The sequence below is a fragment of the Leifsonia sp. LS1 genome (assembly GCF_020521355.1).
Lineage (GTDB): Bacteria > Actinomycetota > Actinomycetes > Actinomycetales > Microbacteriaceae > Leifsonia.
The window spans coordinates 205,247-230,867 of sequence record NZ_BPER01000005.1; the positions used below are offsets into that span (position 1 = coordinate 205,247).

Sequence of the window (25,621 nt, forward strand, 5' to 3'; positions counted from 1 at the left end):
CGGGATGGCGCGCAGCTCAGTCGTCCGCGATGGCCTCGAGGATGCTCGCCGCCCGGCGGAGCACCTCCCGATCGGCGACGGAGAGCCCGGCCAGCCGCTCGCGGAACCAGCGGTGTCGCTGCTCGCGTGAGGCGGCAGCCAGCGTGTGCCCCTCTTCCGTGAGTATGAACAGCACGCGTCGCCCGTCGTCGGGATCGGGTGTGCGAGCCGCGAGGGCGAGCGAGGTGAGGCGGTTCACGGTCTGGCTCATCGAGGCCGGCGTGACCTTCTCGTGCTCGCTGAGCGCGCCGAGTGAGGTCGGGCCGTGCCGATGCAGGTGGCCGAGGGCGGAGAGCGCGGCGTCGCCGAGCTCCCCCTCCGCCCGTTCGGCACGGAAACGGCGGTAGATCCGGGCCACGGCCCGCGTGACCTCCTCGTCGAGCTCCCGCAGGTCGTCCGGGTCGGTTGCATCGGCCTCCATAAGTCTTTAGTATACCTAAAGAAGTAGTTAACACTGTTAAACGATCTCGGGAGCCCACACGATCACCACCGACCGCACACCCACCCGCCCCTTCGGCTGGCGCTTCACCGCGCCGCTGCTGCTCGGCTCGACCCTCAACCCGATCAACAGCTCCATGCTGGCGACGGGGCTCCTCGCGATCGGCCTCGACTTCCATCTCGGCCCCGGCAAGACCGCCAGTCTCATCTCCGTTCTGTATCTGTGCAGCGCGATCATGCAGCCCACGATGGGCAAGCTCTCCACCGTCTTCGGGCCGCGGCGCGTGTTCATCTCCGGCATCGTCATCCTGGTCGTCGCCGGCGTCGTCGGCGCCGCCGCTCCGGGCTTCGGCTTCCTGCTCGTCTCCCGTGCCCTGATCGGGATCGGGAGCTCGGCCGCGTATCCCACCGCCATGGCCATGGTGCGCAGGCGGGCCGACGAGCACGGTGTCGGTGTGCCCTCGCGCGTGCTCGGCAACTTCTCGATCGCCGCCCAGATCACCGCCGTCATCGGCCTCCCGCTCGGCGGCATCCTGGCGGGCGCGTTCGGCTGGCGTGCGCTCTTCCTCGTCAACGTGCCGCTCGCCCTCGTCGTCCTGACCTTCACCCTCCTCGGCGTGGAGAAGGACCCACCGCGCGAACGCGGCGGCGTCCGCCCGCTGCTCGCGTCGGTCGACCTCCCGGGGATCGGCCTCTTCGCCGCGACCGTCGTCGCGCTCCTGGTCTTCCTCTCGACCCTCGCCACCCCGATCTGGTGGCTCATCCCGGTGGTCGTCGCGTTCGCCGCCGCGCTGCTGCTGTGGGAGCGCCGAGCCAGCCGTCCCCTGATCGACGTGCGCATGCTCGGCGGCAACGGCCCGCTGCAGCGCACCTACCTGCGGCAGACCCTGTCGGCACTCGTCAGCTACGCGACGCTCTACGGCGTCAGCCAGTGGATGGAGCAGTCCGCCGGCTACTCGGCCACCCAGGTGGGCCTCATCCTCCTCCCGTTGTCGGGGGTGAGCATCGTCCTCGCCCGCATCGTCTCGAATCGCGGCTGGGTGCGCAGCCCACTCCTGCTCGGCGCCCTCGCCATCGCGGCCGCCGCCGCCCTGCTGCTCCTGATGGACGCACACACCAGCGTCTGGCTGCTGCTCCTGATGGCCGCGCTCCTCGGGGTCGCGAACGGCCTCACCGGCTTCGCCAACCAGGCCAGCCTCTACGTCCAATCCCCGCCGGACGAGATCGCCGTCGCCTCCGGCCTCTACCGCACCTTCGCCTACATGGGCGCGATCTTCTCCTCCAGCCTCATCGGCATCACCTTCGGCGAGGCCGCCAGCGACGCCGGTCTGCACACTCTGGCCTGGGTCATGGCGGCGATCGGAGTCGCGCTGCTCGTCATCACAGCGGCCGACCGGCGGATCCCGCGCGCGACTGCGGGGGAGCGGGCGTAGCTCGGGATGTCCAGACCCCCTCGCGCTCCGACGAGGCCGGGGGTACGGTCGCCGGGTCGCGACGTCACACGCCGCGACGGAAGGAGCACTCATGATCGACGACACCGCACGGCCGGACCCCGATGACCTCCCCGACGGCTCCGGGACGGGCGAGGAACAACCCGACGATGGCGCGGACACGGCGTCGGGAGGCGGAGCCGATGACCGCTGATCCGCGACACGACGACGTCCCCGACCCTGCCGAGGTCGACCCCGACGAGGGCACCGAGCCGGACGGGACGCCCGTGGAGAACCCCGGCGGATAGTTCCTAGGGGTGGAGGGAGAGCGTCCCGATCACCGGGTTGCCCTGCTCGTCGAGCAGCTCGAGGCCGTGGTTGGTGGACGCGGCCTCGGCCATCTGCTCGATCCACTCCCGGTTCGTCGGAGCGGCCTTCGGCGAGTCGAGGTGGACCCGCAACGGCATGGACGGGTCCAGCCACACCATGTTCCGTCCCTGGCCGTCGTTCGCGCTGTCCCGCCACCGCAACGGGAAGCCCTCGCGCCGCCGGAACTTGATGATCATGATGATCTCCAGATGCGCGAGAACCCGGTCGTCCAACTGGATCCGGGTCGTACCGTCGTAGACCAGATAGCCCACTGGCCATCACCTCCCGTACAACCGTACTCGCCGGAGACGAACCCCTGTATCCCGCGCCGGGATCGTGGTTCTCTGCGGACATGCGCAGAATTCTCTATCCGGGCGGTTCTCTCGACACCGGCGACGACATCGCTGCGGCGGTGCTGGAGTACGCCCGTCAGCTGGCACGCAGCGAGACCGCGGACACCGTCCTCGTCCCGGGTCGTGGGGTCGAGGGCGGGACCGGCTCCGTCGAGTTCCTCCTCGGCCCCGCGAGCCAGCTCGTCAGCGAGCCGCTGGCGTTCTCCGGCCCGGAGATCGAGGACGCCGAGTTCGTCCGCACCCTGCACCAACGCGCGTCGAGGCTGGCGGGAGGCCCGGGGCGTCCTGACCCGTTCACCGGGTCGGATCTTCCCGGCGCGACGGCATGACGGCGTAGCGCGGAACGAGTTCTGGAGTACCCCCAGTGGGACTCGAACCCACACTGAAGCGATTTTAAGTCGCCTGCCTCTGCCGATTGGGCTATGGGGGCCCGGCGACCATCGTAGCGAGCGACGCGGACGCGGAGAGGCTACGGGAGGGGGTCGAGCTACTTGCCCCGGTAGGGCGACTTGGCCATCTGCACCATCGCCATGAGAGCGGTGACCCCGCCGACCGCGACCACGAGCGAGATGATTCCGATGAGAACGCCTGCCATGACGTCAACGGTACACCGTCGCGGGGCTTGCCTGCGGCACGTCGGCGGGGGAGGGTGGGCCCATGATCCGGATCGGCTCGGTGGTGTGGGGTGTGCGGGACGTGCAGCGCGGGATCGCGTTCTGGTCGGCGGTGCTCGGGTATGAGCCCGTGTACGAGCCCGACGCGGACTGGGCACTGCTCGCGCCGGCATCCGGGCGAGGCCCCCGGCTCGCGCTCAAGGAGGTCGGGTCGGAGACGAACCGGTCGCCGCACCACCACCTCGACCTCTATGCCGACGACCAAGAGGCGGAAGTCGCGCGGCTGCTGTCGCTCGGGGCGTCCGAGGTGGAGTGGGACTACGAGGACGGCGCGGACTACGTGGTCCTCGCCGACCCCGACGGCAACCGGTTCTGCGTCGTCGCCGCCGGCCCGGCCGCGCGCGAGCCCGAGTGATCCGGGCGCCCGCCCCGACACGCGCGGGCGGCCGTCGAGCGTTGTGAGAAGTCCCTCAGGGCCTCCATAGCTGACGCACACCCGGGCGTTGCACACTGGTCTCCGGCACCCTTTCTGGTGAGGTGTCCTCCCCCGGCCGAGGCTTGCGATCCCCCGATACCCGCCTCGGCCGGGTTCTCTGTCTCGGGGCCCGTCGTCTCCGGGCCCCGTCGGGGGTGCACCGCCCGACGGTAGGCTCGACGGGTGACCCCCGACCGATGCCCATGCCTGAGCGGCCGGACCTACTCCGAGTGCTGCGGGCCGTTGCACCGCGGGGAACCCGCGCCGACGGCCGAGCGGCTGATGCGGTCGCGCTTCAGCGCCTTCGCGCGGGGCGACGGCGCCTACCTGCTCCGCAGTTGGCATGCGTCCACGCGCCCCGCGCAGCTCGATCTCGACGACGGTCTCCGCTGGTACCGCCTGGACATCGAGCGCACCGAGCACGGCGGTCCCTTCGACACCGAGGGCGTCGTCGCGTTCCGCGCCTACTACAAGGGCGCCGAACGCGGCGAACTGCACGAGACCTCCCGGTTCGTGAAGGAGGGGCGGGACTGGTTCTACGTGGAGGCCGTCTGACGTCTCCCCGGCGCGTTCCTACCGCGCCGGCTCCACGTACCGCTCCCAGAGCCACGCCGAGACGCTGAGCACGGCGAACGCCAGCGCGACCACGGTCGCGGCGATCATGCCCGTCCCGTTCTCGACGAGCGAGGCGACGGGCAGGAGGAGGGCGAAAAGGAGCGTGAACACGACGAGGCTGAGGCCTGTCCACATCAGCCGGCTCCACTGGAAGACCGCGCGACCGGCCAGACCGCCGAGAGGCAGCAGCGCGATCGCGCTCGAGCCGATGCCCACCATGGCGAGGGCGTTCGCGCACTCGACCACGAAGGCGGAGATCGCGCCGGAGGGCGCCGGCAGCACGCCGGTCAGGAGCCAGGCCAGCACCCCGAGTGCGGCGGTCGCCGAGACCTGAACGGCCGCGATGCTGCCGCGCGCGACGCGCCCCACCTCCGGGGCGACGACGACGCCGAGCACCAGCCCGAAGAGGAGGGCCGGGGCGAGTCCGAACAGACGGGAGCCGATCGCCGCGACCGCCACGAGAACCAGCAGCGCGGGCCGCACGGCGACGGTCGGGAGCGGCCGGCGGAGCCGGCGCGCCATGGCACGCGCGGCGAGCACCCAGACGGCGTTGACCAGCACGATCGCCAGGGCGACGGCGATCAGGAGGCGCACGTACGCGCCGGGGTCCTTCACCGAGGTGGACAGCGTCACCAGCGCCGCGGCGAGGACGCCGGTCACGGGTGCGAGCCAGACAGGCTGGGCGGCCGCGCTGGAGCCGGGGGCGTCGCCGCGGGTCGCAGGCGCGCCCCACGCGGATGCGCGTCCGGAGTCTTCCTCCGCCCGCCGGCCGAGGAGCGCGTCGGCCTCCCCGAGCTCCCCGCGGGCACGGTTGCGGCCGAAGATCGAGGAGCGGCGGCGCGGCGACTCCCCGCCCGCCTCGCGGGCCGCGCGACCGCGCGCGATCGTGCCGGCCAGCAGCCGTGCGGGGAGCACGAGCAGCACGACGGCGGCGAGGGCGAGCAGTGCGGAGCGCAGCCAGCCCGGGAAGGCCTCGACCGACACGACGGGTGCGGAGGCCGTGCTGAACGGGGTGTCGATCCAGCCCTTCGTCCCGGGGTGCTCTCCGCCGGCTGGCGGCGCGGGCAGCGCGGTTCCCGGAGGCGTCGTCGGTGCCGGGGTGGGTGTCGGGGTCGGAGTCGGCTTCGGTGTGCGGGTCGCTGGAGGGGCGGCCGGTGCGCCCGCGCGCGCGACGGTCACGGCGACGGTGTTGCTGCCCGGGCTGATGTTTCCGGCGGCGTCGCGCTGCAGCGCCGTGACCAGGTATCCGCCCTCCGGCAGCGTGCCGGAGCACGACCAGGCACCGCCGGTGACCTGCGCCGTGCAGGCGACGGTCGCGCCCGCCGAGGTGTTGGCGTAGACCGTGATCGATCCGCCCTCCTCGCCACCGCCGGCGAAGGTCATCGCGTCACCGGTGTTCACCGTGGCGCCCGGGGCCGGTGCCGTGATGGTCGGGGCGGCGGGGGCAGCGGTGTCGACCAGGATGGCGACGGGGGCGCTGGCGGCGCTCCGCGTGCTGGAGAACGGCGCCACCTGGGTGGCGGTCACCGTGTGCCTGCCGTCCGGCAGCGAGCCGGTGAGCACGCATCCCCACGCACCGGAGGAGTCGGCGGGGAACTGGCAGGTCGCTCCCGAGTCGGCGGTGACCGTGACGCGGGCGCCGGGATAGGCGGTGCCGTGCACGCCGCCGCCGGTCGCAGCGCCGTCGGCGACGATCACGGGCGGCGAGAGCACGGCGACCTGAGTGGTGACCGTCTGCCCGGTGGCGGCGGACTCGGCGCGGATCGTGACATTCGGGCCGTCCGGGAGGGCGCGGAGATCGCACGAGAAGCGGCCGGACGAGTCGATGGTCGCCTCGCAGCGGTTCGCTGCAGTGGCGGAGGCTCCGGCCGAGACGGCGACCGTGTCGCCGGGCTCTCCTCCGCCGCGGACGGTCAGGGGGAAGCGGGTCACGAGGCCGTCGCCCGGATCGTCGAGCGACAGGGGCTGCGGGGTGGGGGTCGGGGTGCCGGAGGAGGGGACGGTGGAGGACGGCCGGCCGGGCGAGGGCGGGGCGTCGGGCGCGGCGGCCGCGGGAGGGGCCAGCCCGAGCAGCCCGGCGGTCACGAGGAGGAGCGCGGAGGCGGCGGCGGAGGCGAGGGCACGACGACGCTGCCCGGTCGCCCCCCGCGACCGGACTGGAGGAGAAACGTCTGAGAAGTGCACCCGCATTCCACCCCATTCCACGGGCCAGACGCGATGCGTGTCAAACCACCGGGCCGGATTTGGGGCATACTGACATCTGGGTCAACCGTCCCACTTTCTCGCGCGCCGGCGCGCGAGACATCCCGAGGAGACTCCGATGACGCGCATCCCGCCCGCCGCTCGTCGCACCGCCCTCCTCCATGCTGCCCTCCGCGTGGTGGCTCGGGACGGCGTCGCCGCCGCGACCACGCGGCGGATCGTCGCCGAGGCCGGCATGCCGCTCGCCAGCTTCCACTATGTGTTCTCCTCACGGGACGAGCTCATGGCCGAACTGGTCGAGCTGGCCGTCGCGGGGGAGCAGTCCGATCTGGCCCCGGCCTTCGACCCGCCGCCCGGCGACCTCCGCGCCGCGATCCGGAGCGGGCTGCAGCACTACCTCGACGGCGTGCGCGCCGACCCGGACCGCGAGAAGGCCATGTTCGAGCTGACCCAGTGGGCGCTGCGCGAGCCGGGGTTCGAGCCGCTGGCCCGCCGACAGTACGAGCGCTACTACGAGGTCGCGGAGCACGCGGCCGCCGACGCGGCCCGGCTCACCGGGAGCAGCTGGCGCCTCCCGCTGCCCCAGATCGCCCGTCTGCTCGTCACGCTCACCGATGGGATGACCGTCGCCTGGCTCGCGACCCGCGACGACGCGGCGGCCACCGCCGCCATGGACTTCGCCGCCGACGCCCTCGCCGGGCTCGCGGCGACCGCACCACTCGCACCGACTGCACCACTCGCACCGACCGCACCACCCGCGTCACCCTCCCCGTCCCTCCTCCCGAACGCAGGTGCCCGATGACCGAGACCTCCACCCCGGCGGTGTTCGCCGAACCCGCCCGCCGCGTCCCCGGGCGGTGGATCGCGTTCTTCGCCATCGCCTGGCTGGGCGTGTGGATGGCGCAGCTCGCCCCCATCCAGAAGCTTCTGCCCGATCAGGTGCAGAACCAGCTGAACACCACCTACTGGGTCGACAACGTCGTCGTCTTCGGCGTGATCTCCGGCATCTCGGGCGTCTGTGCGATCATCGCGTACCCGCTGACCGGCGCGCTCTCCGATCGCACCACCAGCCGCTTCGGCCGCCGCCGCCCCTGGATCGCGGGCGGCGCCCTGCTGTTCGCCGCGGCGCTGCTGCTGCTCGGCCTGCAGACGACCATCGTGGGCATCGGCGTGTTCTGGTCGCTCGCCCTCACGGGTTTCTGCGTGCTCACCGCGGCGCTCACCGCCACGATCAGCGACCAGGTCCCCGTTGCGCAGCGCGGATACGTGTCGGGGTGGATCAGCGCCCCGCAGGCCATCGGCATCATCCTGGGCGTCTCGCTCGTCACGTACGTCTTCGTCGGCGCCGTCGTCGGCTACGCGGCGATGGCCGTGCTGCTCCTGCTGCTGGTGCTGCCCTTCCTCTTCCTGCCGGACGCCGTGCTGCCCACGGAGCTGCGCCAGCCGATGACGGCGCGCGGCGTCATCGAGGGACTCTGGATCAGCCCGCGCGAGCATCCCGACTTCGGCTGGACACTGCTGAGCCGCATCCTGGTCAACTTCGGCAACGCGTTCGGCACGTCGCTCCTGCTCTACTTCCTGGAGTTCGGGCTGAAGGATCCGGACGCGGACGACGACCTGCTGATCCTGATCCTCATCTACATGGTCTTCGTGATCGTCGCCTCCCTGGTGTTCGGGCGGCTCTCGGACAGGCTCGGCCGGCGCAAGGCCTTCGTCTTCCTGTCGTCGGCCATCCAGGGCGTCGCGGCCCTGCTGCTCGCCTTCGTCCCCGAGTTGTCGGCGGCCATGGTCGCCGCCGGGCTCCTCGGTCTCGGCTACGGCTGCTTCCTCTCCGTCGACCAGGCCCTCGCCACCCAGGTGCTCCCCGACCCGGAGAGCCGCGGCAAGGACCTCGGCATCATGAACATCGCCACGGCCGTGCCGCAGGCGATGGCACCGCTGCTGGGCGCCGGCATCGTCGCCGCGCTCGGCGGGTTCATGGGCCTCTTCATCCTCTCCGGATTGTTCGCGTTCGCGGGTGCTCTCGCGGTCGCCCGAGTGAAAGCCGTGCGCTGATGGATCTGACCACCCCTCCCACCCCCGCCCAGCGCACCTGGACGACGCCCGACGTGTTCTGGCCGTCGCTCTCGGCGGCGACGGCCCGCCTCGATCCGGCGCTCGCCGTGCTCCACCTGCCGGCGCTGCGGCACAACGCGCACGACATGCTGCGGCGGGCGAACCGCAAGCCGATCCGTGTGGCGTCGAAGTCGGTCCGGGTGCGCTCGGTGCTCGACGCCGTGCTCGCGCTCCCCGGGTACGCCGGCGTGCTGGCCTACACCCTTCCCGAAGCCCTCTGGCTCGCCGAGGGCGACGCGGAGCACGCGCCGATCGAGGATGTCGTGGTCGGCTATCCGACCGCCGATCGCGCGGCGATCGCCCGGCTCGCGCAGTCGCCCGAGCTCGCGGCGCGCGTCACCCTCATGGTCGACTCCGTCGCCCACCTCGATCTCATCGACTCCGTCGTCCCGCCCGCCGAGCGCGAGACCATCCGGCTCTGCCTCGAGCTCGACTCGTCGTGGGATGCGCCGGTGCTCGGGCACATCGGCGTGTACCGCTCGCCGCTCCACAGCGTGGAGCAGGTGCGCACGGTCGCGGAGGCGATCGTCCGGCGCCCCGGCTTCGCGCTGGTCGGGATGATGGGCTACGAGGCGCAGATCGCCGGGCAGGGCGACAACCCCGCCGGGCGTCCCGCCTGGGGGGCGACGCTGCGCTGGATGCAGAGGAACTCGCAGCACGAGCTGCTCGCCCGTCGCGGCGAGGCCGTCGCCGCGGTTCGCGGACTCGCCGAGCTGGAGTTCGTGAACGGCGGCGGGACCGGCTCGCTGGAGTTCACCTCCCGGGACGACGCGGTTACCGAGATCGCGGCAGGCAGCGGCCTGTTCGGCGGGCACCTGTTCGACACCTACACGGGCTTCCGGCCGGCGCCCGCCGCCTCCTTCGCCCTCTCGGTCGTGCGGCGACCCGGCCCCGAGATCGCCACCCTGCTCGGCGGCGGCTGGATCGCCTCCGGCCCTCCCGGGGCCGACCGGATGCCGAAGGTGGTCTGGCCCACCGGGCTCTCGATGGTCGACCGGGAGATGGCGGGCGAGGTGCAGACGCCCCTCACCGGTGCCGCGGCCGGCGTGCTGCGCATCGGAGACCGCGTCTGGCTGCGGCACACCAAGTCGGGCGAGTTGAGTGAGCATGTCGACGTGTTCCAGCTGGTCGACACCGTGGACGGTCGCGCCGCCGTCGTCGGGGAGACGCCGAGCTACCGCGGCGAGGGGAAGGTCTTCCTGTGACGGCGGTCGACGCGCGCACCGGCGTCTGGCGCAACTGGGGTCGCAGCGAGTCCATCCGCCCGCAGCGCATCGAGCGTCCCGCGAACGCGGAGGCGGTCCAGCGCGCCGTTGCCGCCGCCGCGAAGCAGGGGATGCGCGTCAAGGCGATCGGCGCCGGCCACAGCTTCACGGCGATCTCGGCCGCGCCCGGCGTCCTGCTCGATCTCGAGGACGTGAACGGGATCGTCGACGTCGACCTGGAGCGCGGCCGGGTCACGCTCGCCGCCGGCACGCACCTCCACCGGCTCCCGGCCCTCCTGCGACCGCACGGGCTGGCCCTGCAGAACATGGGCGACATCGACCGGCAGACCATCGCGGGCGCCACCTCGACCGGGACGCACGGAACCGGAGGCGCGTTCGGCGGCCTCGCGACCCAGATCGTGGCTCTCACGCTCGTGACGGGTGAGGGGGAGATGCTGCGGATCGACGAGACGGAGAACGCCGACCTCCTCCCGGCGGCCCGGCTCGGCCTCGGGGCCCTCGGCGTCATCGTGGACATCACCCTCCAGTGCGTCCCGGCGTTCCTCCTCCAGGCCGTCGAACGCCCCGAGCCTCTGCAGGACGTCCTGGACGCCTACCTCGCCCGCTCGGCCGCCGAGGACCACTTCGAGTTCTACTGGTTCCCGCACACCGAGACGGCGCTCACCAAGACCAACACGCGCCTCCCGCTCACCGAGAAGCGCGCGCCCCTCTCACCCCTGGGACGCTGGATGGACGACGAGCTGCTCGCCAACGGGCTCTATCGCGGGGTGTGCGCCCTCGGCACCGTGGTCCCCGCGATCGTGCCGCCCTTCAGCCGTCTGGCTCAGAGGCTCACCGGCAACCGCGACTTCACCGACCACTCGCCGAGCGTCTACGTCACCAGCCGCACGGTGCGTTTCCGCGAGATGGAGTACGCGATCCCGCGCGAGGCCGTCCCGGAGGCGCTCGCCGAGGTGAAGTCCCTCATCGAGCGCCGTGGCTGGCGCATCTCCTTCCCGATCGAGGTGCGCTCCGCCGCAGCGGACGACAACTGGCTCTCCACCGCCTACGGTCGCGAGACCGGCTACATCGCCGTGCACCGCTACTACCGCGAAGACCCGAGCGCCTACTTCCACGCCGTCGAGGAGATCATGACGGCGCACGGCGGGCGCCCGCACTGGGGCAAGATGCACTACCGCGACGCGGACTCGCTCCGCAGCGTCTACCCGCGCTTCGACGATTTCCTCGCCGTGCGCGACCGCCTCGACCCCGGGCGCCGGTTCGAGAACACCTATCTGCGACGGGTGCTGGGGGAGTAGGCGTCAGACGGTCGGCGGCGCGTACGCGTACGCGTCGACGAGAAGCCAGCGCCGGCCGGCGTCGTCGCGCTCCTTGCGGAGGCGGAGCTCCAGGTTCTGCGGGGAGGGGACGGGGCGGCCGGCCTGGAGGCGGCGGACGTCGACGCCCGGATGCCCCGCGCGAGTGAGGGCGTCTGCGAGGTCGTTGCGCTGCGCGCCCTGCTGGGTCGCCACGACGGCGATCCCGACGAATCCGAGGACCATGAGGGCGAAATTCGCTGCCAAGATGACCGTCACCGGAGTCGCATCGCCGGAGTACAGGGCGACGAACATCAGCACGAGAAACGACAGCCAGCCGGCGATCGCAAGCCCGAGCGAGACGAAGGAGATCGTCTTCCAGGCCACGATCGTGCGCCCGTGGCGGTCGGGTATCCCGACACCGTTCGTCTCCGGTGTGGTCATTTCCATTCCTCGTCTCGTGGTCGAGTGCCGTTCACGCCAAGACGCGCGGCCATGCGGGGATCGTGCCACTCAGATTGCCGGTGATCGATCGAGCGCTTTGCTCGGCGCCGATGAAGACCTGGTAGAACCCGATGGCGGCTGCCACTCCGCCGAGTACCGCTTGAATGATGCCGATGACCGCAGCCGGCACCGTCACCACTCCGACGCAGGCGATGATCGCTTCCACGACACCCAGAATCGCGGTGACGGTGCCGACGACCGCCGCGAGGACGGCGAGGTAATAGTTCTCGATGGCGTCGGCGAGGTCGCCGAGGGCCGACGAGATGGGGTTCGCGTACGTGTCGACGGCGACGACCGCCTCCTGGCGTCCGTCGACCGCGCGCACGTAGCCTTCGCTCGCTTCACCGTCGTTCCAATTGGCCGATGAGGTCGAGGGCAGTTTTCCGAGCACGAGCTGCGGCGCGAGTTGGCGTGATGGGGCTATGACCTTGTCGCCGATCGCCGTCGCTGCGGCCCGCAGCCGATCAGGGCTGCCGACGTAGGCGATCCCCTTCTCCGCGTCGTCCAGGGCGGAACGGATCTCCGCAGTCGCCTCGTGCAGCTTGGCGATGGCCTCGTCGGCGAAGCGGTCTGTGATCGCGCCGGGTATGGGGAGACGCAGGACAGTGTCGAGGTAGACGTTCATCGCGGTCCGGATTATCGCCGGACCATTCTGGTCGATCCAGTCGAGGCCGTCCTTGCCCGACTTGAGTTGCTGAACGATCTGATCGCGGATGAAATCGACGTAGCTCACGATTCGAGTTCCTTCTCCATGCGGGTGATTTCGTCCACGGTGGCTCCATGCGCTTTTCCGTAGGCGATGGCTGCCTTCAGCAGGAGATGCTCGAAGGCGAGGAATTCGTCCTTGCCTCCCGTGATGTACTCGGCGAGCGCCTGGCGCGCGGTGACGTAGAGCTTCGCGGCTTCTTGGCCGCCGGGCATGATCGAGAAATCGGGGGCGGAGATCTCGGGGATGGCTTGGGCCATCTTCTCGAGCGTGTCCGCTCCGGCCTGCCAGGTGTCCTCGGCGTCCTTCTCGAGAATCGCCCCATTGATGACGACGGTATCGCTCATCTCGCTCCCCTTTCGTCCCCGGCCGTCTCAGCCGCCCGTCGTGCGAGAAGGACGATCGCTGCACCGAGTTCTGTCGAAGGCTCCGAGAGGATCCAGCCGGGCTTCGTACGTATGCTCACCGGTCGGCCGTCGATGCTCACGAGTGTGAGGGTCGCGTCGGGATTCGAGTGCTCCGATCGCGGGCGGCGATCGACGCTGTCGGCCGACGCCGACGCGATGAGAGCGTCCAGCATCGCTGCGGCCGCGTTGGGATCACCGGGGACGCCGACCGCCGGTGCGCCGGCGAACGCCGCTTCGATCTGCGCGACGAGTTGATCCTCGGTCAGCTGCTGGCGGGCGTCCTGGTCGATGGTCAGCGCCGAGAGCACACCGTCTGCGCCGAAGTGGGCGCTGACAGCGTCCGGCCCGAGCGATTCGGCGAGCTGCGCTCGCGTCTGCATCACGAATGAGGCGAGATCGTCTTGGACGATGCGCCCCCGATCGAGGCGGGCCCGCGCGTCCAGAGCGAGCCCGTCGACGAAACCCTCATTCACTGCCACAGCTTCGCCACCTCCGCACGTGCCGCGAGATGCCGTCCGACCGCGTTCTCGGCAGCGGCGGCGGACCGGTCGAGCGCGGTGTTGAGCGCACTCAGCGAGCGCGTCCAGTCCGCGTGCGCCCGGTCGTAGGCGGCGGACGCCTCCCCGGTCCAGGAGGAGCGCAGCCGCGCGGCCTCCTCATCCAGTGTGGACAGTTCCTGTTCGATGTCCCGGACGGCAGAGCGCAGCTTCTCCACGAGAGCCCCCATGCCGCCGAGTTCCATTTCGTACTCGACGCTCACGCGATCCACCATAGCCCCGGGCTCCGGGGCCTGCCCATCCGTGCCAGCACGGGTGTCGGATACGTGATTCGTGCCGTGTGCCGCGGCGGCGTGAGCGTGCCGCCCACGACGGCTCCGAGCGGGAGGCCTCGGCTCCCACGCGGCCATCGCTCACCCGTGCGGGATCCGTCCGCCGCCTTCGAAGACTCCGGCCCCTAGCTTTGAGAGTCATGGGAAGGACGTGGGAGGCCGCGCACCCGCCGTTAGGATGAATCTGCGCCCACCAGCCCGCGCCCCACGCAAGGAGTACCCGCCCATGGAATGGCTCATTCCGGTCATCATCGTCGTCGTGATCGTCGCGATCATCGGAATCTACCTGTGGGCCACGTACAACTCCCTCGTGACGCTCAAGGTGCGGGTCGACGAGGCGTGGAGCGACATCACGGTGCAGCTCAAGCGACGCGCCGATCTCATCCCGAACCTCATCGAGACGGTCAAGGGATACGCCGCGCACGAGAAGGGCGTCTTCGAGGCGGTCACGCAGGCGCGCGCCGAGACGCTCTCCGCACAGGGCCCGGCCGACGCGTCGGTCGCCGAGGGTCACATGCAGTCCGCTCTGAAGAGCATCTTCGCCGTCGCCGAGGCCTACCCCCAGCTGCAGGCGAGCCAGAACTTCCTGCGACTGCAGGCCGACCTGGTGGACACCGAGGACAAGATCCAGGCCTCGCGCCGGTTCTACAACGGCGGCGTTCGGGAGTTCAACACCAAGATCAAGGTCTTCCCGAACAACCTCTTCGCCCGACGCCTGGGCTTCAGCGAGCGCGACTTCTTCGAGGTGGAGAACCTCGCCGCGATCGCCGAGCCTCCGCGCGTCCAGTTCTAGGGCCTCGATGTACAGGGCGATCGCCAGGAACAAGCGCAACACCGTCTTCATCATCCTGCTGTTCCTGGTCATCATCGGCGCGCTCGGCTGGCTGGCCGCGTATCTCTACAACAGCTGGACGATCTTCGTCGTCATCGTGATCGGCGCCGTGCTGTTCTCCGTCTTCCAGTACTACATGGCGAGCAGCCAGGCGCTCAGCATGTCCGGAGCCGTGCAGATCAGCAAAGCGGACAACCCACGGCTGTGGAACGTCGTCGAGAACCTCTCGATCACCACGGGCACGCCGATGCCGGCCGTCTACATCGTCAACGACCCGGCCCCGAACGCGTTCGCCACCGGCCGCGACCCGCAGCATGCGTCGGTCGCCGCGACCACGGGCCTGCTCGACATCATGACCGATGCCGAGCTCGAAGGCGTGATGGCGCACGAGCTCGGGCACGTGCGCAATTACGACATCCGGCTCTCGATGATCGTCTTCGGTCTCACCGTGGCGATCGGTCTCGTCGCCGACATCTTCATGCGCATGGCGTTCTTCGGTGCGATCGGCGGCAACAACCGGGGCGGCAACAACAACGGCGGGGGCGGCGGGGGCGGCAACCCCGTGATCCTCGTCTTCGGTCTGATCGCGGCGATCGTCGCCCCGTTGCTGGCGACGCTCATCCAGCTCGCCGTCTCGCGTCAGCGCGAGTACCTCGCCGACGCCACGGGCGCGATGACCACCCGGCACCCGGATGCCCTCGCGAGCGCTCTGCTCAAGCTGGAGGCGCACGCGCAGCCGATGCGTAAGCAGAACACCTCGATGGCGCACCTCTGGATCGCCGAGCCGCTCAAGCCGAGCCTCATGAGCCGCCTCTTCAGCACTCACCCGCCCATCCCCGAGCGCGTCGAGCGTCTCGAGAAGATGGGCGCCGGCTTCTGACCCCTCTCCCATTTGGACCACATCGCGGGAATGAGCGAGCCGAAGGGCACATTTCGTCCAAATCGGCGGGTCTAGGACGGGGTGGATGGGGCTCCGTGGACGCTGACGAGCGCTTCGAGCCGCGCGAGCCGCTCCTCGGGTGAGCCGACGAGCTCGGCGACGCGCAGGTGTGTGCCGACGAGGTCGGGATCGTCGACGAGGTCCAGAAGCGCGTCGTTCATCGCGGCCCGCAGCTCGGGATCCTCCTCCTCCCCGACCTCGATCGGATCCGCCGTGGCGAGGGGCAGGACCACGAGCAGATCGACATGCTCCAGCGCCGCAGCGGTGATCTCCGCCGACCGTTCGAGGAGTGCGGGCGAGGCCGGGGAGCCCGTCGTCTCGCCGAGAGCGACCAGGTAGGCGAGGAAGTCGAGGGGCCCGCGCTCCGCGATCACGTCGCCCGGGTTCTCGCCGGGGTCGAGCCGATCGGCCGCGAGCCGGAGCTGCGAGGCGAACATCGTCGCACGCGGGGCGTCCCACGCTTCGTCGAGGAGATCGAACGGGTCGGGCAGCACGGTGAATCCCGGATGCCGGAGCGCGAAGTCGGAGAGGAGGGTGCTCTTGCCGCTGGCATGGGTCCCGGAGACGACGATGCGCATGTCGTCACCCTAGCCGCAGCGGGCGTCCGCACGACTCGCGGATGTGGACCGAATCGGGGGATCCGCGCCGCGAAACCAAACATCTGGTCCAGATGGCGGGGCTTACAGCTCGGCGGTGAGCGCCGGGATGAGGTCGCCGCGCGCGACGGGCGAGATCTCCACGCCGCCGAGACCCTGCCAGGCCGCGGTCTCGGCCAGGAGCGGGCCGAGACGTTCCGCTGTCGCCGCGGGCGCTCCGGGCTCGGTCCACGCGGACTGCACACGCAGCACGCCGGCCTGACGGTCGCTCTTGAGGTCGATGCGTCCGACGATGGCGTCGTCGAGCAGGATCGGCAGCGAGTAGTAGCCGTAGATCCGCTGCGGCGCCGGGGTGTAGATCTCGATGCGGTAGTGGAAGTCGAACATCCGCAGCCCGCGGTCCCGGAACCACACGACCGGGTCGAAGGGGGAGAGCAGGGCGGCGCCCTCGACGCGGCGCGGACGGCGGGCGTCACGGTGAATCCAGGCCGCCGCGGGCCGGCCGGCCGACTCCCACCCGGGCACCCGGACCGGGATGAGCTCGCCCGCCTCCTCCAGGTCGCGGAGGGCCGCCGTCGCCGGGGCGACCTTGATGCGGTAGTAGTCGGCGAAGTCCTTGGCCGTGCCGATGCCGTGCGCGACGGCCGAGCGGCGGATCAGCTCGCGCACCGAATCCTCCGTGGAGACGCTGCGGTCGAGAATGCTCGCGTCGAGGACATCCTCCGCGAGGGCGTACCGGCGCTGGAAGCGGGTGCGGCCGGCGATCGCGACCTCGCCGAACAGGAACAGGTACTCCAGCGCGCGCTTCACCGCCGACCAGCCCCACCACGGGCCGGTCCGGGTGTTCGCATCGTGCTCGATCTCGCTGGCCGCGAGAGGTCCGTTCGCCGCCAGCTCCCGGCGCAGCCACTCGACGGTCTCGCGATTGGCCTCGAACCAGCTGTCGGCCGCGCCGTAACGGCGGCGGTATGCCTCCATCCGCCAGCGGAACAGCGGCCAGTCCTCTTTGCGCAGGAAGGCGGCCTCGTGCGCCCAGTACTCCGTGTGCGGGCCGCGGGGATCGAACGTCAGCCGGTCGAGCAGCGACCGGTCGTAGGCGCCGAGCCGTGCGAACGCCGGGAGGTAGTGGCTGCGCTCGAAGACGTTGACGGAGTCGATCTGCAGCAGGTTGAGCCGGTCGACGAGCGCGTTGAGCTGCCGGGTGCCGACGACCGCGGGCCGTGGACGGCCGAAGCCCTGCGCGGCCAGGCCGATACGGCGAGCGAGTGCGGGGGAGACGGTTTCGGCGGCGAGCCGTTCAGCGGAGACCAGTGCGACCACGGATCGACCCTATCGAGCACGGCCGACACCGGGAGTTCATCTGCGCGTCACCGCTCGCTGGCCCTCGCGTCTCCCGCCCTGCCTACCGTGACTGTCGGACCGGGCGCACGCCCGGCCTCACCCGTGCACTGGAGGATATTCCGTGATCAACAAGCGCGCACGCGTCGCCGGCCTCGCGGCCGCGGCCACCGTCGTCGCCCTCTCGCTCGCCGCCTGCTCCGGCGGAGCGGAAGCGAGCAGCACCGCCGCCGGCGACCAGGCGGCCACCGCCACCGACGTCGCCTCCGCGGGCGGCATGGACGCTCTCGTCGCCGCCGCGAAGAAGGAGGGCAGCCTCAACATCATCGCGACGCCCGGCGACTGGGCCAACTACCAGGAGATCTTCGACGGCTTCACCAAGAAGTACGGCATCACGATCAACCCGAGTCAGGACAGCGCCTCCAGCCAGGAGGAGATCGACGCCGCCAAGAAGCTCAAGGGCCAGGACACCGCTCCCGACACCTTCGACATCGGCTCGTCCGTCGCGCTCGCGAACACCGAGTACTTCGCGCCCTACAAGCCGACGGGTTTCGACGACATCCCGGCCGACCAGAAGGAGAAGGACGGCCTCTGGAAGGTCGGGTACTACGGCGTGATGGCGGTCGGCTACGACGCCAACAAGATCAAGACCCCGCCGAAGACCTTCGACGACCTGCTCAAGCCGGAGTTCAAGGGCGCGGTCGCGCTCAACGGCAACCCGACCCAGGCCGCCGCCGCGGCCGGCGCCGTCGCGTGGGCGACCCTCCAGGCCGGCGGCAGCCTCGACGACCTGAAGACGGGCGTCGACTGGTTCTCGAAGCTGAAGGCTGCGGGCAACTGGAACGCCGCCGACGGCAAGCCGAACACCATCGCCTCGGGGGAGACCCCGGTCCTGCTCGACTGGTCGTTCAACCAGAAGGGCTACACCACCTCCGACACGATCAAGTCGGGCGGCATCGACTGGAAGTACGTCGTCCTCCCGGGCAAGGCGTACGTCGGCTACTACAACCAGGCCATCAACAAGGACGCCCCGCACCCCGCGGCCGCGCGCCTCTGGGAGGAGTACCTCTACAGCGACGCCGCCCAGAACGCCTGGCTGAAGGGCGGAGCATATCCGGCGCGCGTCGACGCGATGGAGAAGGCGAAGACGCTGGACACCAAGGACTTCCCGGGCACGCTCGACGAGGTCGCCGTCATGACCGAGAAGCAGGCCGCGGACGCCGGTACTCTCCTCAACTCGACCTGGGCCAACGCGGTCGGCTGATGACCCGCACCCTCGCCGACGCTCCGGCGTCTGCGGTCGACAGCGCTGCCGCCGGGGAGACCCGGCGGCAGCCGCCGTCCGGCCCCCGGCCCGCGCGTCGTTCCGGATCCGGCCGCCGCCGGCCGCGCGGACTCGTCGCCGCGCTCGGGCTGACCCCGTTCGCCTTCTACGTCGTGATCTTCCTCGCCGTGCCGACGCTCGTCGCGGTCGGCAGCGGGTTCGTGGACGGGGAGGGCCGCTTCACCTGGGCCAACCTGTCCGGCCTCGCCGAGCCCGCGATCGCCGGCTCCTTCTTCGGCGCCTTCTGGCTCTCGGCGGTCACCGCCGTCGTCGGAGCGGTCGCCGGCGCCGCTGCCTGCTTCGCCCTCCTCGGCTCACGCTCGGGAGGTTTCGGCCGCTCGCTCGTCGACTCGGCCAGCAGCGTGCTCGCCCAGTTCGGCGGTGTCATGCTCGCGTTCGCGTTCATCGCGACCATCGGCGCGCAGGGACTGGTCACCGTGCTGCTGCGCAACCAGTTCCACATCAACATCTACGAGAACGGCGTCTGGCTCTACACCGTGCCCGGCCTCATCCTCCCGTACCTCTACTTCCAGATCCCGCTCATGGTGATCACCTTCCTCCCGGCGCTCGAAGGTCTGCGTCCGCAATGGCTCGAGGCGACGGCGACCCTCGGCGGCAGCCGCTGGACCTACTGGAGGCGCGTGGGCGGCCCCATCCTGCTGCCGTCGTTCCTGGGCAGCCTCCTGCTGCTGTTCGCGAACGCCTTCTCGTCCTACGCGACCGCCGCCGCTCTCGTCGGCCAGGCGAACAACATCGTGTCGCTGCAGATCCGGCAGGCGTTGATCAGCGAGACGGTGCTCGGCCGGGCGAACCTCGCGGGCGCGATGGCGCTCGGGATGCTCGTCGTCATGGTCGTGGTCATGCTGGCGTACTCCGCCCTCGTGCGCCGCACGGCGAGGTGGCAGCGATGAGCCGCCGCAGCGCGCGACTCCGGCTCGGACCCGGACCGGCGGCGAAGGCCGTCATCTGGACCCTCCTCGGGCTCTTCTTCCTCGTCCCGCTGCTCTCGATGCTGGAGTTCACGCTCCGCACCGCGCGGCCCGGTGTCTACAGCTTCGACCGTTGGGAGGCCGTCTTCAGCGGTGAGACGACGCGCTACGACCGCGTGTACCAGGGCCTCGGCAACTCGCTCGTGCTGGCAGCTGTCACGGTGGCGATCGTGCTCCTGGTGCTGCTGCCGACGATGGTCCTCGTCGAGCTCCGTTTCGCCCGCCTGCGGCGTCTGCTGGAGGCGGTGTGCCTGCTGCCGATCATGATCCCGGCGATCGTGATGGTCGTGGGGCTGGCCCCCACCTACGCCGTGGTGACGGAGATCTTCGGCTCGGGTACCTGGACGCTGGCCTTCGCCTACGGCATCACCGTGCTGCCGTTCGCCTACCGGGCCATCCAGAGCAACCTGGCCGCCATCGACCTCCTCACCCTCAGCGAGGCGGCCCGCTCGCTCGGGGCGGGATGGTGGACCGTCTTCTGGCGGGCGATCGTCCCGAACCTGCGGCGCGGTGTCCTCGCCGCCTCGGCGCTCTCGGTCGCGGTCGTGCTCGGCGAGTTCACCATCGCGTCGCTGCTCAGCCGGGTGAACCTGCAGACCTCGCTGCTGCTCATCTCGCAGTCCGACCCGTTCGTCGCGGTCATCTTCGCCCTCCTGGCGCTGGTGTTCGCGTTCGTCCTCCTCGTCGTCGTCGACCGGCTCGTGTCGGTGCGCCGGCGCACCGCGAAAGGCTAGCCATGTCCGTCCTCCCCACCGCACCTGCCGCCGACGCCTCCGTGCTCGGCCTCGCCGGCCACGGCAGCACCGTCGAGCTGCGCGGCCTGGTCCGCGACTTCGGCGGCGGCGTCGGCCTGAACCGGCTCGATCTCGCGGCCGAACCCGGCGAGCTGATCGCCCTCCTCGGCCCCAGCGGCTGCGGCAAGACCACGGCGCTCCGCGCTCTCGCGGGTCTCGAGCGCGTCGACGCCGGCAGCATCCTGGTCGACGGGCGCGACGTCACCGACGAGCCGGCCAACCGCCGGGACCTCGGCATGGTGTTCCAGTCCTACTCGCTGTTCCCGCACCTCACCGCGGGGCAGAACGTCGAGTTCGGGCTGCGGATGCGCAAGGTCCCGGGCGCCGAACGCCGAGGCCGCGCCGCCGAGGCGCTGGAGCTCGTCGGCCTCGGCGCGCACGGCGGCCGGTACGCGCACCAGCTCTCCGGTGGCCAGCAGCAGCGTGTCGCCCTCGCACGCGCGCTGGTGACCCGCCCTCGCGTGCTCCTGCTCGACGAGCCGCTCTCGGCGCTCGACGCCCAGGTGCGCGTGCAGCTCCGGGAGGAGATCCGCCGCATCCAGACCGAGCTCGGCATCACGACGTTCTTCGTGACGCACGACCAGGAGGAGGCGCTCGCCGTCGCCGACCGCGTGGCGGTGATGCGCGCGGGCGTGATCGAGCAGATCGGCCGTCCCGAGGAGCTCTATCTCCGCCCTGCGTCGGCGTTCGTAGCCGAGTTCGTGGGGCTCGCCAACCGCATCCCGGCCACGGTCGCGGGCGGCCGGCTGACGGTGCTGGGCCAGGAGGTCCCGCTCGCCACCGCGGTCGCCGACGGCCCCGTGACCGCCTACATCCGGCCGGAGGACGTGCTCCTCGCGTCTGCGGGTCACGCGGGCGAGGTGCTGACCACCAGCTTTCTCGGCGCCCTCCGCCGCACGCGCGTCCGGCTGGCGGACGGCACGGAGCTCGCGGTGCAGCACGCCGCCGGGGAGGTGCTCGCCGCCGGGGACCGCGTGCAGGTCGTGCTCAGCGGCGCGCCGGCCACCGTGTCGCCGGTCGCCGTGCCGCCGGTCGCTGCGCTGCCGGTCGCTGCGCTTCCGGTCGCCTGAGCCCCGGCGGTGCGTCCCCGGCGGGGCGGGCTCCGGCGATGTGCTCGCCGTCCGGCTGCGGGCGCGGCGGTCTGCGCGTATAGGAGAGCACCACGCCCATCGCGACCAGGGAGGCGATCAGCGCCGTGCCACCCGCCGAGATGAAAGGCAGCGGGACACCGAGCGTGGGGATGAGCCCGAGCACGACCCCGATGTTGACGAAGGCCTGGAAGATCAGCCACACCAATACCGTGCCGGTCGTCACGCGGACGACCGGGTCCGCCGTCGAGCGCACCATCCGGATCATCAGGACCGCCAGAAGAGCGAACAGCAGCAAGACGATGCACGCGCCCACGAGCCCGAGCTCCTCGCCGATCACTGCGAAGATGAAGTCGGTGTCGGCGGAGGGCAGCCACGACCACTTGGCGTGCGAGTTGCCGAGTCCGACACCCCAGAGCCCTCCCGACGCCAGGGCGTAGTGCGCGTTGTCGACCTGCCAGTTCACGTCGGGGTTGACCGCGCTCGTGCCGCCGAAGAAGGCGGAGATGCGGCCGCGCCGGGTGGCGCTCGACAGCGCGATCAGCACGGCGGCGAGCGCCCCGGCGCCGAGCACGACACCGAGGTGCTTGAGCCGCGCCCCGGCGAAGAACAATGCGGCGATCGTGAACGCGGCCATGACCACGGTCGTGCCGAGGTCGCCGCCGAGGACGACGAGCAGCAGCGACGGCGCCGCCACCGGGAGCACGCGTTTGGCGAGCAGCCGCCAGTCCTGGAGCTCCTCGGGCCGCCGGCCGAGCGCCATCCCGAGCCAGATGACGAGCCCGAGCTTGGTGCCCTCCGAGGGCTGCCCGGCGAGCGGGCCGATGCGGATCCAGTTCGTGTTGTCGCCGATCTTGACACCGAGCGGCGTCGCGAGCGCGAGGACCTGCAGGACGCACGAGACCACCAGCACCACCACGGCGACGCGTTGCACCAGCCGGCGCGGCAGCCGCGACACGATGAGCATGAGCACCACGCCCAGCACCGCGTATCCGCCCTGTGACTCGAACCGGCCGAAGAAGCCGTTCCCGTCGGTGTACGACTCCACGGACGACGCCGACAGCACCATCACCAGGCCGAAGACGACGAGGAACAGGACGACCGAGGCCAGCAGGGTGCCGAACGCGGACGGCAGCGCGGCACTCTCCTTCAACCGGATGAGGATACGGCGCGGTCCGGCCGGAGGCGCGGGGAAGGGAGGTGCGGTCATGCGGTGCTGCTCGGTGCCTGTGCTGTTCGACGGTGGACGGCCGTGCGCCGGCCGTGTGCTGTCCTCCGACCGTAGAGGACGGGCGCGGCGACGGCTCGCGCCCCTCCGCGTGCCCAGGCATCTCACGGGATCGGTGCAGGTGTCCGGACGGCGTTCCCGCCGCTTACTGGACGCCGGCCGTGAGTTCGTCAGACCCCGCTGAGAGAGCGCTGAGGGAGCCGGGGCCGCGAGCCTAGACTGGCCAGCATGGCCGACAGCGAGACCTCCGTCCCCCCTTCCGCCGGTGAGAATCGCGCCCCCGCGCGCACCCGGTTCCTCCGCCGTCGGCGTGGACCGGAGGAGCCCGTCGAGCTGCTGGAACCGGTCGACGCCTCGCTGCCGCGCGGTGTGCGTCTCGCCGGCGCCTGGTCGTGGCGATTGCTGGTCATCGGTGCGGCGATCGCCGTCCTGATCTTCCTGATCGTCCAGCTGCGGCTCATCGTCATCCCGGTGCTCATCGCCGTGCTGCTCGCCGCGCTGCTCGTCCCGTTCAGAGACCTCCTGCATCGCCACGGCTGGCCGCGCTGGCTCGCGATCGTGACGGCGCTGGTCGCGCTGATCGTGGTGGTGGGCGGACTGCTCTACCTGGCCATCTGGCAGGTCAGCCGGCAGAGCGGGGAGCTGCAGACGCAGTCGGTCGCGGCCTACGACCAGTTCCGGTCGTGGCTGACGACCGGGCCGCTGGGGCTCACGGAGTCGCAGATCAACGGGGCGTTCCAGTCGCTCTGGACCTCGATCCAGGAGGACGGCCAGGTCTTCATCTCCGGTGCGCTCTCGCTCGGCTCCACGCTCGGTCACGTGGCGGCGGGGGCACTGCTGACCCTGTTCAGCGTCCTGTTCATCCTGATCGACGGCAAGAGCATCTGGGGGTGGATCGTGCGGATCTTCCCGCGCAACGCCCGGGCCGCCGTCGACGGCGCGGGGCGGGCGGGCTGGGTCACGCTGCGCAACTTCGTCAAGGTGCAGGTGCTCGTCGCATCGATCGACGCGCTCGGGATCGGGCTCGGCGCGTTCTTCCTCGGCCTGCCGCTCGTGCTGCCGATCGCCGTGCTGGTCTTCCTCGGCTCGTTCATCCCGATCGTGGGCGCCGTGGTCACCGGCGCGCTCGCCGTGTTCATCGCACTGGTGTTCAAAGGATGGGTGTTCGCACTCATCATGCTCGGCGTCGTGCTCCTCGTGCAGCAGCTGGAGGGGCATGTCCTCCAGCCGCTCATCATGGGCACCGCGGTCAAGGTGCACCCGCTCGCCGTCGTGCTCGCGGTGGCGGGAGGCTCGCTGCTGGCGGGCATCCCGGGCGCCCTGTTCGCCGTCCCGTTCGTCGCCGTGCTCAACGTGATGGTGCACTACATCTCGAGCGGCGCGTGGCGGAGCAGGCAGGAGAGCGCGTTCAGCATGCCGCAAGGTGCGATCTGGGAGACCGTGCCTCGCGCGGTGCGCCGCCCGCGCGTCTGAACCGGGTCGGGACCGTACGGCGCCCGCCGAACCCATACACGGAGTGGAATATGGCGGCGAGTAGGCTGAGCGAGTGGCTACCGTGACCGACTCCACGCGCACCCCGTTCGCCGGCCCTGGGCTCGACGAGATCGAGGCGGCGCGCGCGATCGTGTCGCGCATAGCGCAGCCCACGCCGATGGAGAGCTCGCGCTATCTCACCGACGTGCTCGGCGCGCCGGTGCTGCTCAAGTGCGAGAACCTCCAGCGCACCGGATCGTACAAGATCCGCGGTGCGTACAACCGGCTCTCCAAGCTGACGGCCGAGGAGCGCGCCCGCGGTGTGGTCGCGGCCTCCGCCGGCAACCACGCGCAGGGCGTCGCCTTCGCCGCGCGCGAGCTCGGCATCCACGCCACCATCTTCATGCCGGTCGGCGTCGCCATCCCCAAGTTCCAGGCCACCCGCGCGTACGGCGCGGACGTGGTTCTGAGCGGCAGCATCGTCGACGAGACGCTGCGCGCTGCCGCCGACTTCGCCGCCGAGACCGGTGCCGTGCTCATCCCGCCCTTCGACCACCCCGACGTGGTCGCGGGCCAGGGGACGCTTGGCCTCGAGATCCTCGACGAGGCGCCCGATGTGGAGACCATCGTCATCCCCATCGGCGGAGGCGGACTCATCTCGGGCGTCGCGAGCGCGGTCAAGCAGCGCGCTCACCGGGACGGCCGCACCATCCGCGTCATCGGCGTGCAGGCGGCCAACGCCGCGGCCTACCCCGTCTCGCTGGCGGCAGGCGAACCGACCGAGATCTCGACCGTGCCGACCATCGCCGACGGCATCGCCGTGAGCAAGCCCGGCCTCCTCAACTTCGAGATCATCCGCGACGCCGTCGACGAGGTCGTCACGGTCACCGAGGACGACATCGCCCGCGCCATGCTCGTGCTGCTGGAGCGGGCCAAGCTCGTCGTCGAACCCGCGGGGGCGGCCGCTGTCGCCGCCATCCTGGCCGACAAGGTGTCCGCCTCCGGAACGACGGTGGCCATCCTGTCCGGAGGCAACATCGATCCGCTACTCATGCAGCGCGTCATCAGCCACGGACTCGCGGCGTCCGACCGCTACCTCAAGCTCTCGATCATGATGCCCGACCGCCCCGGCCAGCTCGCGCGCATCGCCGAGATCCTGGCGGGCGTGAACGCGAACGTCGTGGAAGTGCTGCACACCCGGCACGGGCGCGGCCTGCAGATCAGCCAGGTGGAGCTCGACGTCAGTGTCGAGACCCGCGGCACCGAGCACCGCCAGCAGGTCATCGAGGCGCTGCGGACCGCCGGCTACGACGCCGTCGTCGACTACGAGTAGCTGCGCCCAGGCGGCCGAGTGTCGGCCGCCTCGGCGTTCTGGGCCCGATTTCGAGCCGCTTCGCGGTCG

General features: G+C 70.9%; 27 protein-coding genes and 1 tRNA gene. 16 read left to right on the forward strand and 12 right to left on the reverse strand.

What is annotated here, in order from left to right; translation table 11 throughout:
* Positions 1 to 16: 16 nt before the first annotated feature.
* The gene (locus LLS1_RS11140; RefSeq protein WP_226655557.1) at positions 17 to 460 is read right to left on the reverse strand and encodes a MarR family winged helix-turn-helix transcriptional regulator; all 444 of its coding nucleotides are present in this window, start codon (positions 458 to 460) and stop codon (positions 17 to 19) included.
* A 118-nt stretch (positions 461 to 578) separates the two neighbouring features.
* Here LLS1_RS11140 and LLS1_RS11145 point away from each other — a divergent pair, with 118 nt between their 5' ends.
* Positions 579 to 1,910, forward strand: coding sequence for an MFS transporter (locus LLS1_RS11145; protein ID WP_226655758.1), 1,332 nt, complete (start codon positions 579 to 581; stop codon positions 1,908 to 1,910).
* A gap of 308 nt (positions 1,911 to 2,218) precedes the next feature.
* Here the strand turns inward: LLS1_RS11145 and LLS1_RS11150 are convergent, their stop codons facing one another.
* On the reverse strand, positions 2,219 to 2,548 hold the full coding sequence (locus tag LLS1_RS11150; protein ID WP_223357483.1) for an ATP-dependent DNA ligase: 330 nt from the start codon (positions 2,546 to 2,548) through the stop codon (positions 2,219 to 2,221).
* An 80-nt stretch (positions 2,549 to 2,628) separates the two neighbouring features.
* Between LLS1_RS11150 and LLS1_RS11155 the strand changes: the two genes are divergently transcribed.
* Positions 2,629 to 2,958 (forward strand): hypothetical protein, encoded by a 330-nt coding sequence (locus tag LLS1_RS11155; RefSeq protein WP_226655564.1) that lies wholly within the window; start codon positions 2,629 to 2,631, stop codon positions 2,956 to 2,958.
* 27 nt (positions 2,959 to 2,985) lie between these two features.
* On the opposite strand, the gene LLS1_RS11160 is transcribed toward LLS1_RS11155, so the two are convergent.
* Positions 2,986 to 3,059, reverse strand: a tRNA-Leu gene (locus LLS1_RS11160).
* 227 nt (positions 3,060 to 3,286) lie between these two features.
* Here LLS1_RS11160 and LLS1_RS11165 point away from each other — a divergent pair.
* Positions 3,287 to 3,658, forward strand: a complete 372-nt coding sequence (locus LLS1_RS11165) for a VOC family protein (RefSeq protein ID WP_223357408.1) — start codon at positions 3,287 to 3,289, stop codon at positions 3,656 to 3,658.
* A 243-nt stretch (positions 3,659 to 3,901) separates the two neighbouring features.
* Positions 3,902 to 4,273: a YchJ family protein gene (locus LLS1_RS11170; RefSeq protein WP_223357407.1), complete on the forward strand. Its 372-nt coding sequence runs from the start codon at positions 3,902 to 3,904 to the stop codon at positions 4,271 to 4,273.
* An 18-nt stretch (positions 4,274 to 4,291) separates the two neighbouring features.
* Here LLS1_RS11170 and LLS1_RS11175 read toward each other — a convergent pair whose 3' ends face one another.
* Complete coding sequence (locus LLS1_RS11175; protein WP_226655565.1) at positions 4,292 to 6,418, reverse strand: Ig-like domain-containing protein; 2,127 nt, start codon at positions 6,416 to 6,418, stop codon at positions 4,292 to 4,294.
* Positions 6,419 to 6,653: 235 nt separating this feature from the next.
* On the opposite strand from LLS1_RS11175, the gene LLS1_RS11180 reads away from it, so the two are divergent.
* The 4 genes from LLS1_RS11180 to LLS1_RS11195 are packed head-to-tail and all read left to right on the forward strand — an operon-like array spanning position 6,654 to position 11,174.
* On the forward strand, positions 6,654 to 7,337 hold the full coding sequence (locus LLS1_RS11180; protein ID WP_226655567.1) for a TetR/AcrR family transcriptional regulator: 684 nt from the start codon (positions 6,654 to 6,656) through the stop codon (positions 7,335 to 7,337).
* On the forward strand, positions 7,334 to 8,590 hold the full coding sequence (locus LLS1_RS11185) for an MFS transporter (RefSeq protein WP_223357404.1): 1,257 nt from the start codon (positions 7,334 to 7,336) through the stop codon (positions 8,588 to 8,590). The genes LLS1_RS11180 and LLS1_RS11185 overlap by 4 nt, the downstream gene beginning before the upstream one ends.
* Positions 8,590 to 9,855 carry an amino acid deaminase/aldolase gene (locus LLS1_RS11190; protein WP_226655568.1) on the forward strand — a complete coding sequence of 422 codons (1,266 nt, stop codon included), beginning with the start codon at positions 8,590 to 8,592 and terminating at the stop codon, positions 9,853 to 9,855. Before LLS1_RS11185 ends, LLS1_RS11190 begins: the two co-directional genes overlap by 1 nt.
* On the forward strand, positions 9,852 to 11,174 hold the full coding sequence (locus LLS1_RS11195) for a D-arabinono-1,4-lactone oxidase (RefSeq protein WP_226655570.1): 1,323 nt from the start codon (positions 9,852 to 9,854) through the stop codon (positions 11,172 to 11,174). The genes LLS1_RS11190 and LLS1_RS11195 overlap by 4 nt, the downstream gene beginning before the upstream one ends.
* 3 nt (positions 11,175 to 11,177) lie before the next feature.
* On the opposite strand, the gene LLS1_RS11200 is transcribed toward LLS1_RS11195, so the two are convergent.
* From LLS1_RS11200 to LLS1_RS11220, 5 genes are read right to left on the reverse strand one after another with little or no spacing between them, the layout of a single operon-like run.
* Positions 11,178 to 11,615 (reverse strand): hypothetical protein, encoded by a 438-nt coding sequence (locus tag LLS1_RS11200; RefSeq protein WP_226655572.1) that lies wholly within the window; start codon positions 11,613 to 11,615, stop codon positions 11,178 to 11,180.
* 31 nt (positions 11,616 to 11,646) lie between these two features.
* Positions 11,647 to 12,408 carry a hypothetical protein gene (locus LLS1_RS11205; protein ID WP_226655573.1) on the reverse strand — a complete coding sequence of 254 codons (762 nt, stop codon included), beginning with the start codon at positions 12,406 to 12,408 and terminating at the stop codon, positions 11,647 to 11,649.
* Positions 12,405 to 12,728 (reverse strand): hypothetical protein, encoded by a 324-nt coding sequence (locus LLS1_RS11210; RefSeq protein ID WP_223357399.1) that lies wholly within the window; start codon positions 12,726 to 12,728, stop codon positions 12,405 to 12,407. Before LLS1_RS11210 ends, LLS1_RS11205 begins: the two co-directional genes overlap by 4 nt.
* Positions 12,725 to 13,267, reverse strand: a complete 543-nt coding sequence (locus LLS1_RS11215; RefSeq protein ID WP_226655575.1) for a hypothetical protein — start codon at positions 13,265 to 13,267, stop codon at positions 12,725 to 12,727. Before LLS1_RS11215 ends, LLS1_RS11210 begins: the two co-directional genes overlap by 4 nt.
* Complete coding sequence (locus tag LLS1_RS11220) at positions 13,258 to 13,548, reverse strand: WXG100 family type VII secretion target (protein ID WP_223357397.1); 291 nt, start codon at positions 13,546 to 13,548, stop codon at positions 13,258 to 13,260. Before LLS1_RS11220 ends, LLS1_RS11215 begins: the two co-directional genes overlap by 10 nt.
* A 295-nt stretch (positions 13,549 to 13,843) precedes the next feature.
* Between LLS1_RS11220 and LLS1_RS11225 the strand changes: the two genes are divergently transcribed.
* Positions 13,844 to 14,410 carry a LemA family protein gene (locus LLS1_RS11225; RefSeq protein ID WP_025158674.1) on the forward strand — a complete coding sequence of 189 codons (567 nt, stop codon included), beginning with the start codon at positions 13,844 to 13,846 and terminating at the stop codon, positions 14,408 to 14,410.
* A 7-nt stretch (positions 14,411 to 14,417) separates the two neighbouring features.
* The gene (locus LLS1_RS11230; protein ID WP_223357396.1) at positions 14,418 to 15,329 is read left to right on the forward strand and encodes a M48 family metalloprotease; all 912 of its coding nucleotides are present in this window, start codon (positions 14,418 to 14,420) and stop codon (positions 15,327 to 15,329) included.
* Positions 15,330 to 15,400: 71 nt separating this feature from the next.
* Here LLS1_RS11230 and LLS1_RS11235 read toward each other — a convergent pair whose 3' ends face one another.
* Together LLS1_RS11235 and LLS1_RS11240 are read right to left on the reverse strand one after the other, a co-directional pair.
* Positions 15,401 to 15,967: an AAA family ATPase gene (locus LLS1_RS11235; protein WP_226655576.1), complete on the reverse strand. Its 567-nt coding sequence runs from the start codon at positions 15,965 to 15,967 to the stop codon at positions 15,401 to 15,403.
* A 102-nt stretch (positions 15,968 to 16,069) separates the two neighbouring features.
* Complete coding sequence (locus LLS1_RS11240) at positions 16,070 to 17,296, reverse strand: winged helix-turn-helix domain-containing protein (RefSeq protein WP_226655760.1); 1,227 nt, start codon at positions 17,294 to 17,296, stop codon at positions 16,070 to 16,072.
* Between the two features lie 151 nt (positions 17,297 to 17,447).
* Here LLS1_RS11240 and LLS1_RS11245 point away from each other — a divergent pair, with 151 nt between their 5' ends.
* From LLS1_RS11245 to LLS1_RS11260, 4 genes are read left to right on the forward strand one after another with little or no spacing between them, the layout of a single operon-like run.
* The gene (locus tag LLS1_RS11245) at positions 17,448 to 18,587 is read left to right on the forward strand and encodes an ABC transporter substrate-binding protein (RefSeq protein WP_226655578.1); all 1,140 of its coding nucleotides are present in this window, start codon (positions 17,448 to 17,450) and stop codon (positions 18,585 to 18,587) included.
* Complete coding sequence (locus tag LLS1_RS11250; RefSeq protein WP_226655762.1) at positions 18,566 to 19,558, forward strand: ABC transporter permease subunit; 993 nt, start codon at positions 18,566 to 18,568, stop codon at positions 19,556 to 19,558. The genes LLS1_RS11245 and LLS1_RS11250 overlap by 22 nt, the downstream gene beginning before the upstream one ends.
* On the forward strand, positions 19,555 to 20,370 hold the full coding sequence (locus tag LLS1_RS11255; protein WP_226655580.1) for an ABC transporter permease: 816 nt from the start codon (positions 19,555 to 19,557) through the stop codon (positions 20,368 to 20,370). The genes LLS1_RS11250 and LLS1_RS11255 overlap by 4 nt, the downstream gene beginning before the upstream one ends.
* A 2-nt stretch (positions 20,371 to 20,372) precedes the next feature.
* The gene (locus LLS1_RS11260; protein ID WP_226655581.1) at positions 20,373 to 21,500 is read left to right on the forward strand and encodes an ABC transporter ATP-binding protein; all 1,128 of its coding nucleotides are present in this window, start codon (positions 20,373 to 20,375) and stop codon (positions 21,498 to 21,500) included.
* Here LLS1_RS11260 and ftsW read toward each other — a convergent pair.
* Positions 21,418 to 22,728 carry a putative lipid II flippase FtsW gene (gene ftsW / locus LLS1_RS11265; RefSeq protein ID WP_226655583.1) on the reverse strand — a complete coding sequence of 437 codons (1,311 nt, stop codon included), beginning with the start codon at positions 22,726 to 22,728 and terminating at the stop codon, positions 21,418 to 21,420. The two genes, LLS1_RS11260 and ftsW, sit on opposite strands and share 83 nt — an antisense overlap.
* Before the next feature lie 246 nt (positions 22,729 to 22,974).
* On the opposite strand from ftsW, the gene LLS1_RS11270 reads away from it, so the two are divergent.
* Together LLS1_RS11270 and ilvA are read left to right on the forward strand one after the other, a co-directional pair.
* On the forward strand, positions 22,975 to 24,219 hold the full coding sequence (locus LLS1_RS11270; RefSeq protein ID WP_226655585.1) for an AI-2E family transporter: 1,245 nt from the start codon (positions 22,975 to 22,977) through the stop codon (positions 24,217 to 24,219).
* Positions 24,220 to 24,292: 73 nt separating this feature from the next.
* Positions 24,293 to 25,552, forward strand: a complete 1,260-nt coding sequence (ilvA, locus tag LLS1_RS11275; RefSeq protein ID WP_226655587.1) for a threonine ammonia-lyase — start codon at positions 24,293 to 24,295, stop codon at positions 25,550 to 25,552.
* The last annotated feature ends 69 nt before the right edge of the window (positions 25,553 to 25,621 follow it).

What these genes read in the sequence shown, in the direction of transcription:
- LLS1_RS11140 (WP_226655557.1), bottom strand. Translation starts at nt 460, where the DNA reads ATGGAGGCCGATGCAACCGACCCGGACGACCTGCGGGAGCTCGACGAG.
- LLS1_RS11155 (WP_226655564.1), top strand. Translation starts at nt 2,629, where the DNA reads ATGCGCAGAATTCTCTATCCGGGCGGTTCTCTCGACACCGGCGACGAC.
- LLS1_RS11165 (WP_223357408.1), top strand. Translation starts at nt 3,287, where the DNA reads ATGATCCGGATCGGCTCGGTGGTGTGGGGTGTGCGGGACGTGCAGCGC.
- LLS1_RS11180 (WP_226655567.1), top strand. Translation starts at nt 6,654, where the DNA reads ATGACGCGCATCCCGCCCGCCGCTCGTCGCACCGCCCTCCTCCATGCT.
- LLS1_RS11185 (WP_223357404.1), top strand. Translation starts at nt 7,334, where the DNA reads ATGACCGAGACCTCCACCCCGGCGGTGTTCGCCGAACCCGCCCGCCGC.
- LLS1_RS11190 (WP_226655568.1), top strand. Translation starts at nt 8,590, where the DNA reads ATGGATCTGACCACCCCTCCCACCCCCGCCCAGCGCACCTGGACGACG.
- LLS1_RS11200 (WP_226655572.1), bottom strand. Translation starts at nt 11,615, where the DNA reads ATGACCACACCGGAGACGAACGGTGTCGGGATACCCGACCGCCACGGG.
- LLS1_RS11210 (WP_223357399.1), bottom strand. Translation starts at nt 12,728, where the DNA reads ATGAGCGATACCGTCGTCATCAATGGGGCGATTCTCGAGAAGGACGCC.
- LLS1_RS11225 (WP_025158674.1), top strand. Translation starts at nt 13,844, where the DNA reads ATGGAATGGCTCATTCCGGTCATCATCGTCGTCGTGATCGTCGCGATC.
- LLS1_RS11230 (WP_223357396.1), top strand. Translation starts at nt 14,418, where the DNA reads ATGTACAGGGCGATCGCCAGGAACAAGCGCAACACCGTCTTCATCATC.
- LLS1_RS11235 (WP_226655576.1), bottom strand. Translation starts at nt 15,967, where the DNA reads ATGCGCATCGTCGTCTCCGGGACCCATGCCAGCGGCAAGAGCACCCTC.
- LLS1_RS11255 (WP_226655580.1), top strand. Translation starts at nt 19,555, where the DNA reads ATGAGCCGCCGCAGCGCGCGACTCCGGCTCGGACCCGGACCGGCGGCG.
- LLS1_RS11260 (WP_226655581.1), top strand. Translation starts at nt 20,373, where the DNA reads ATGTCCGTCCTCCCCACCGCACCTGCCGCCGACGCCTCCGTGCTCGGC.
- ftsW (WP_226655583.1), bottom strand. Translation starts at nt 22,728, where the DNA reads ATGACCGCACCTCCCTTCCCCGCGCCTCCGGCCGGACCGCGCCGTATC.
- LLS1_RS11270 (WP_226655585.1), top strand. Translation starts at nt 22,975, where the DNA reads ATGGCCGACAGCGAGACCTCCGTCCCCCCTTCCGCCGGTGAGAATCGC.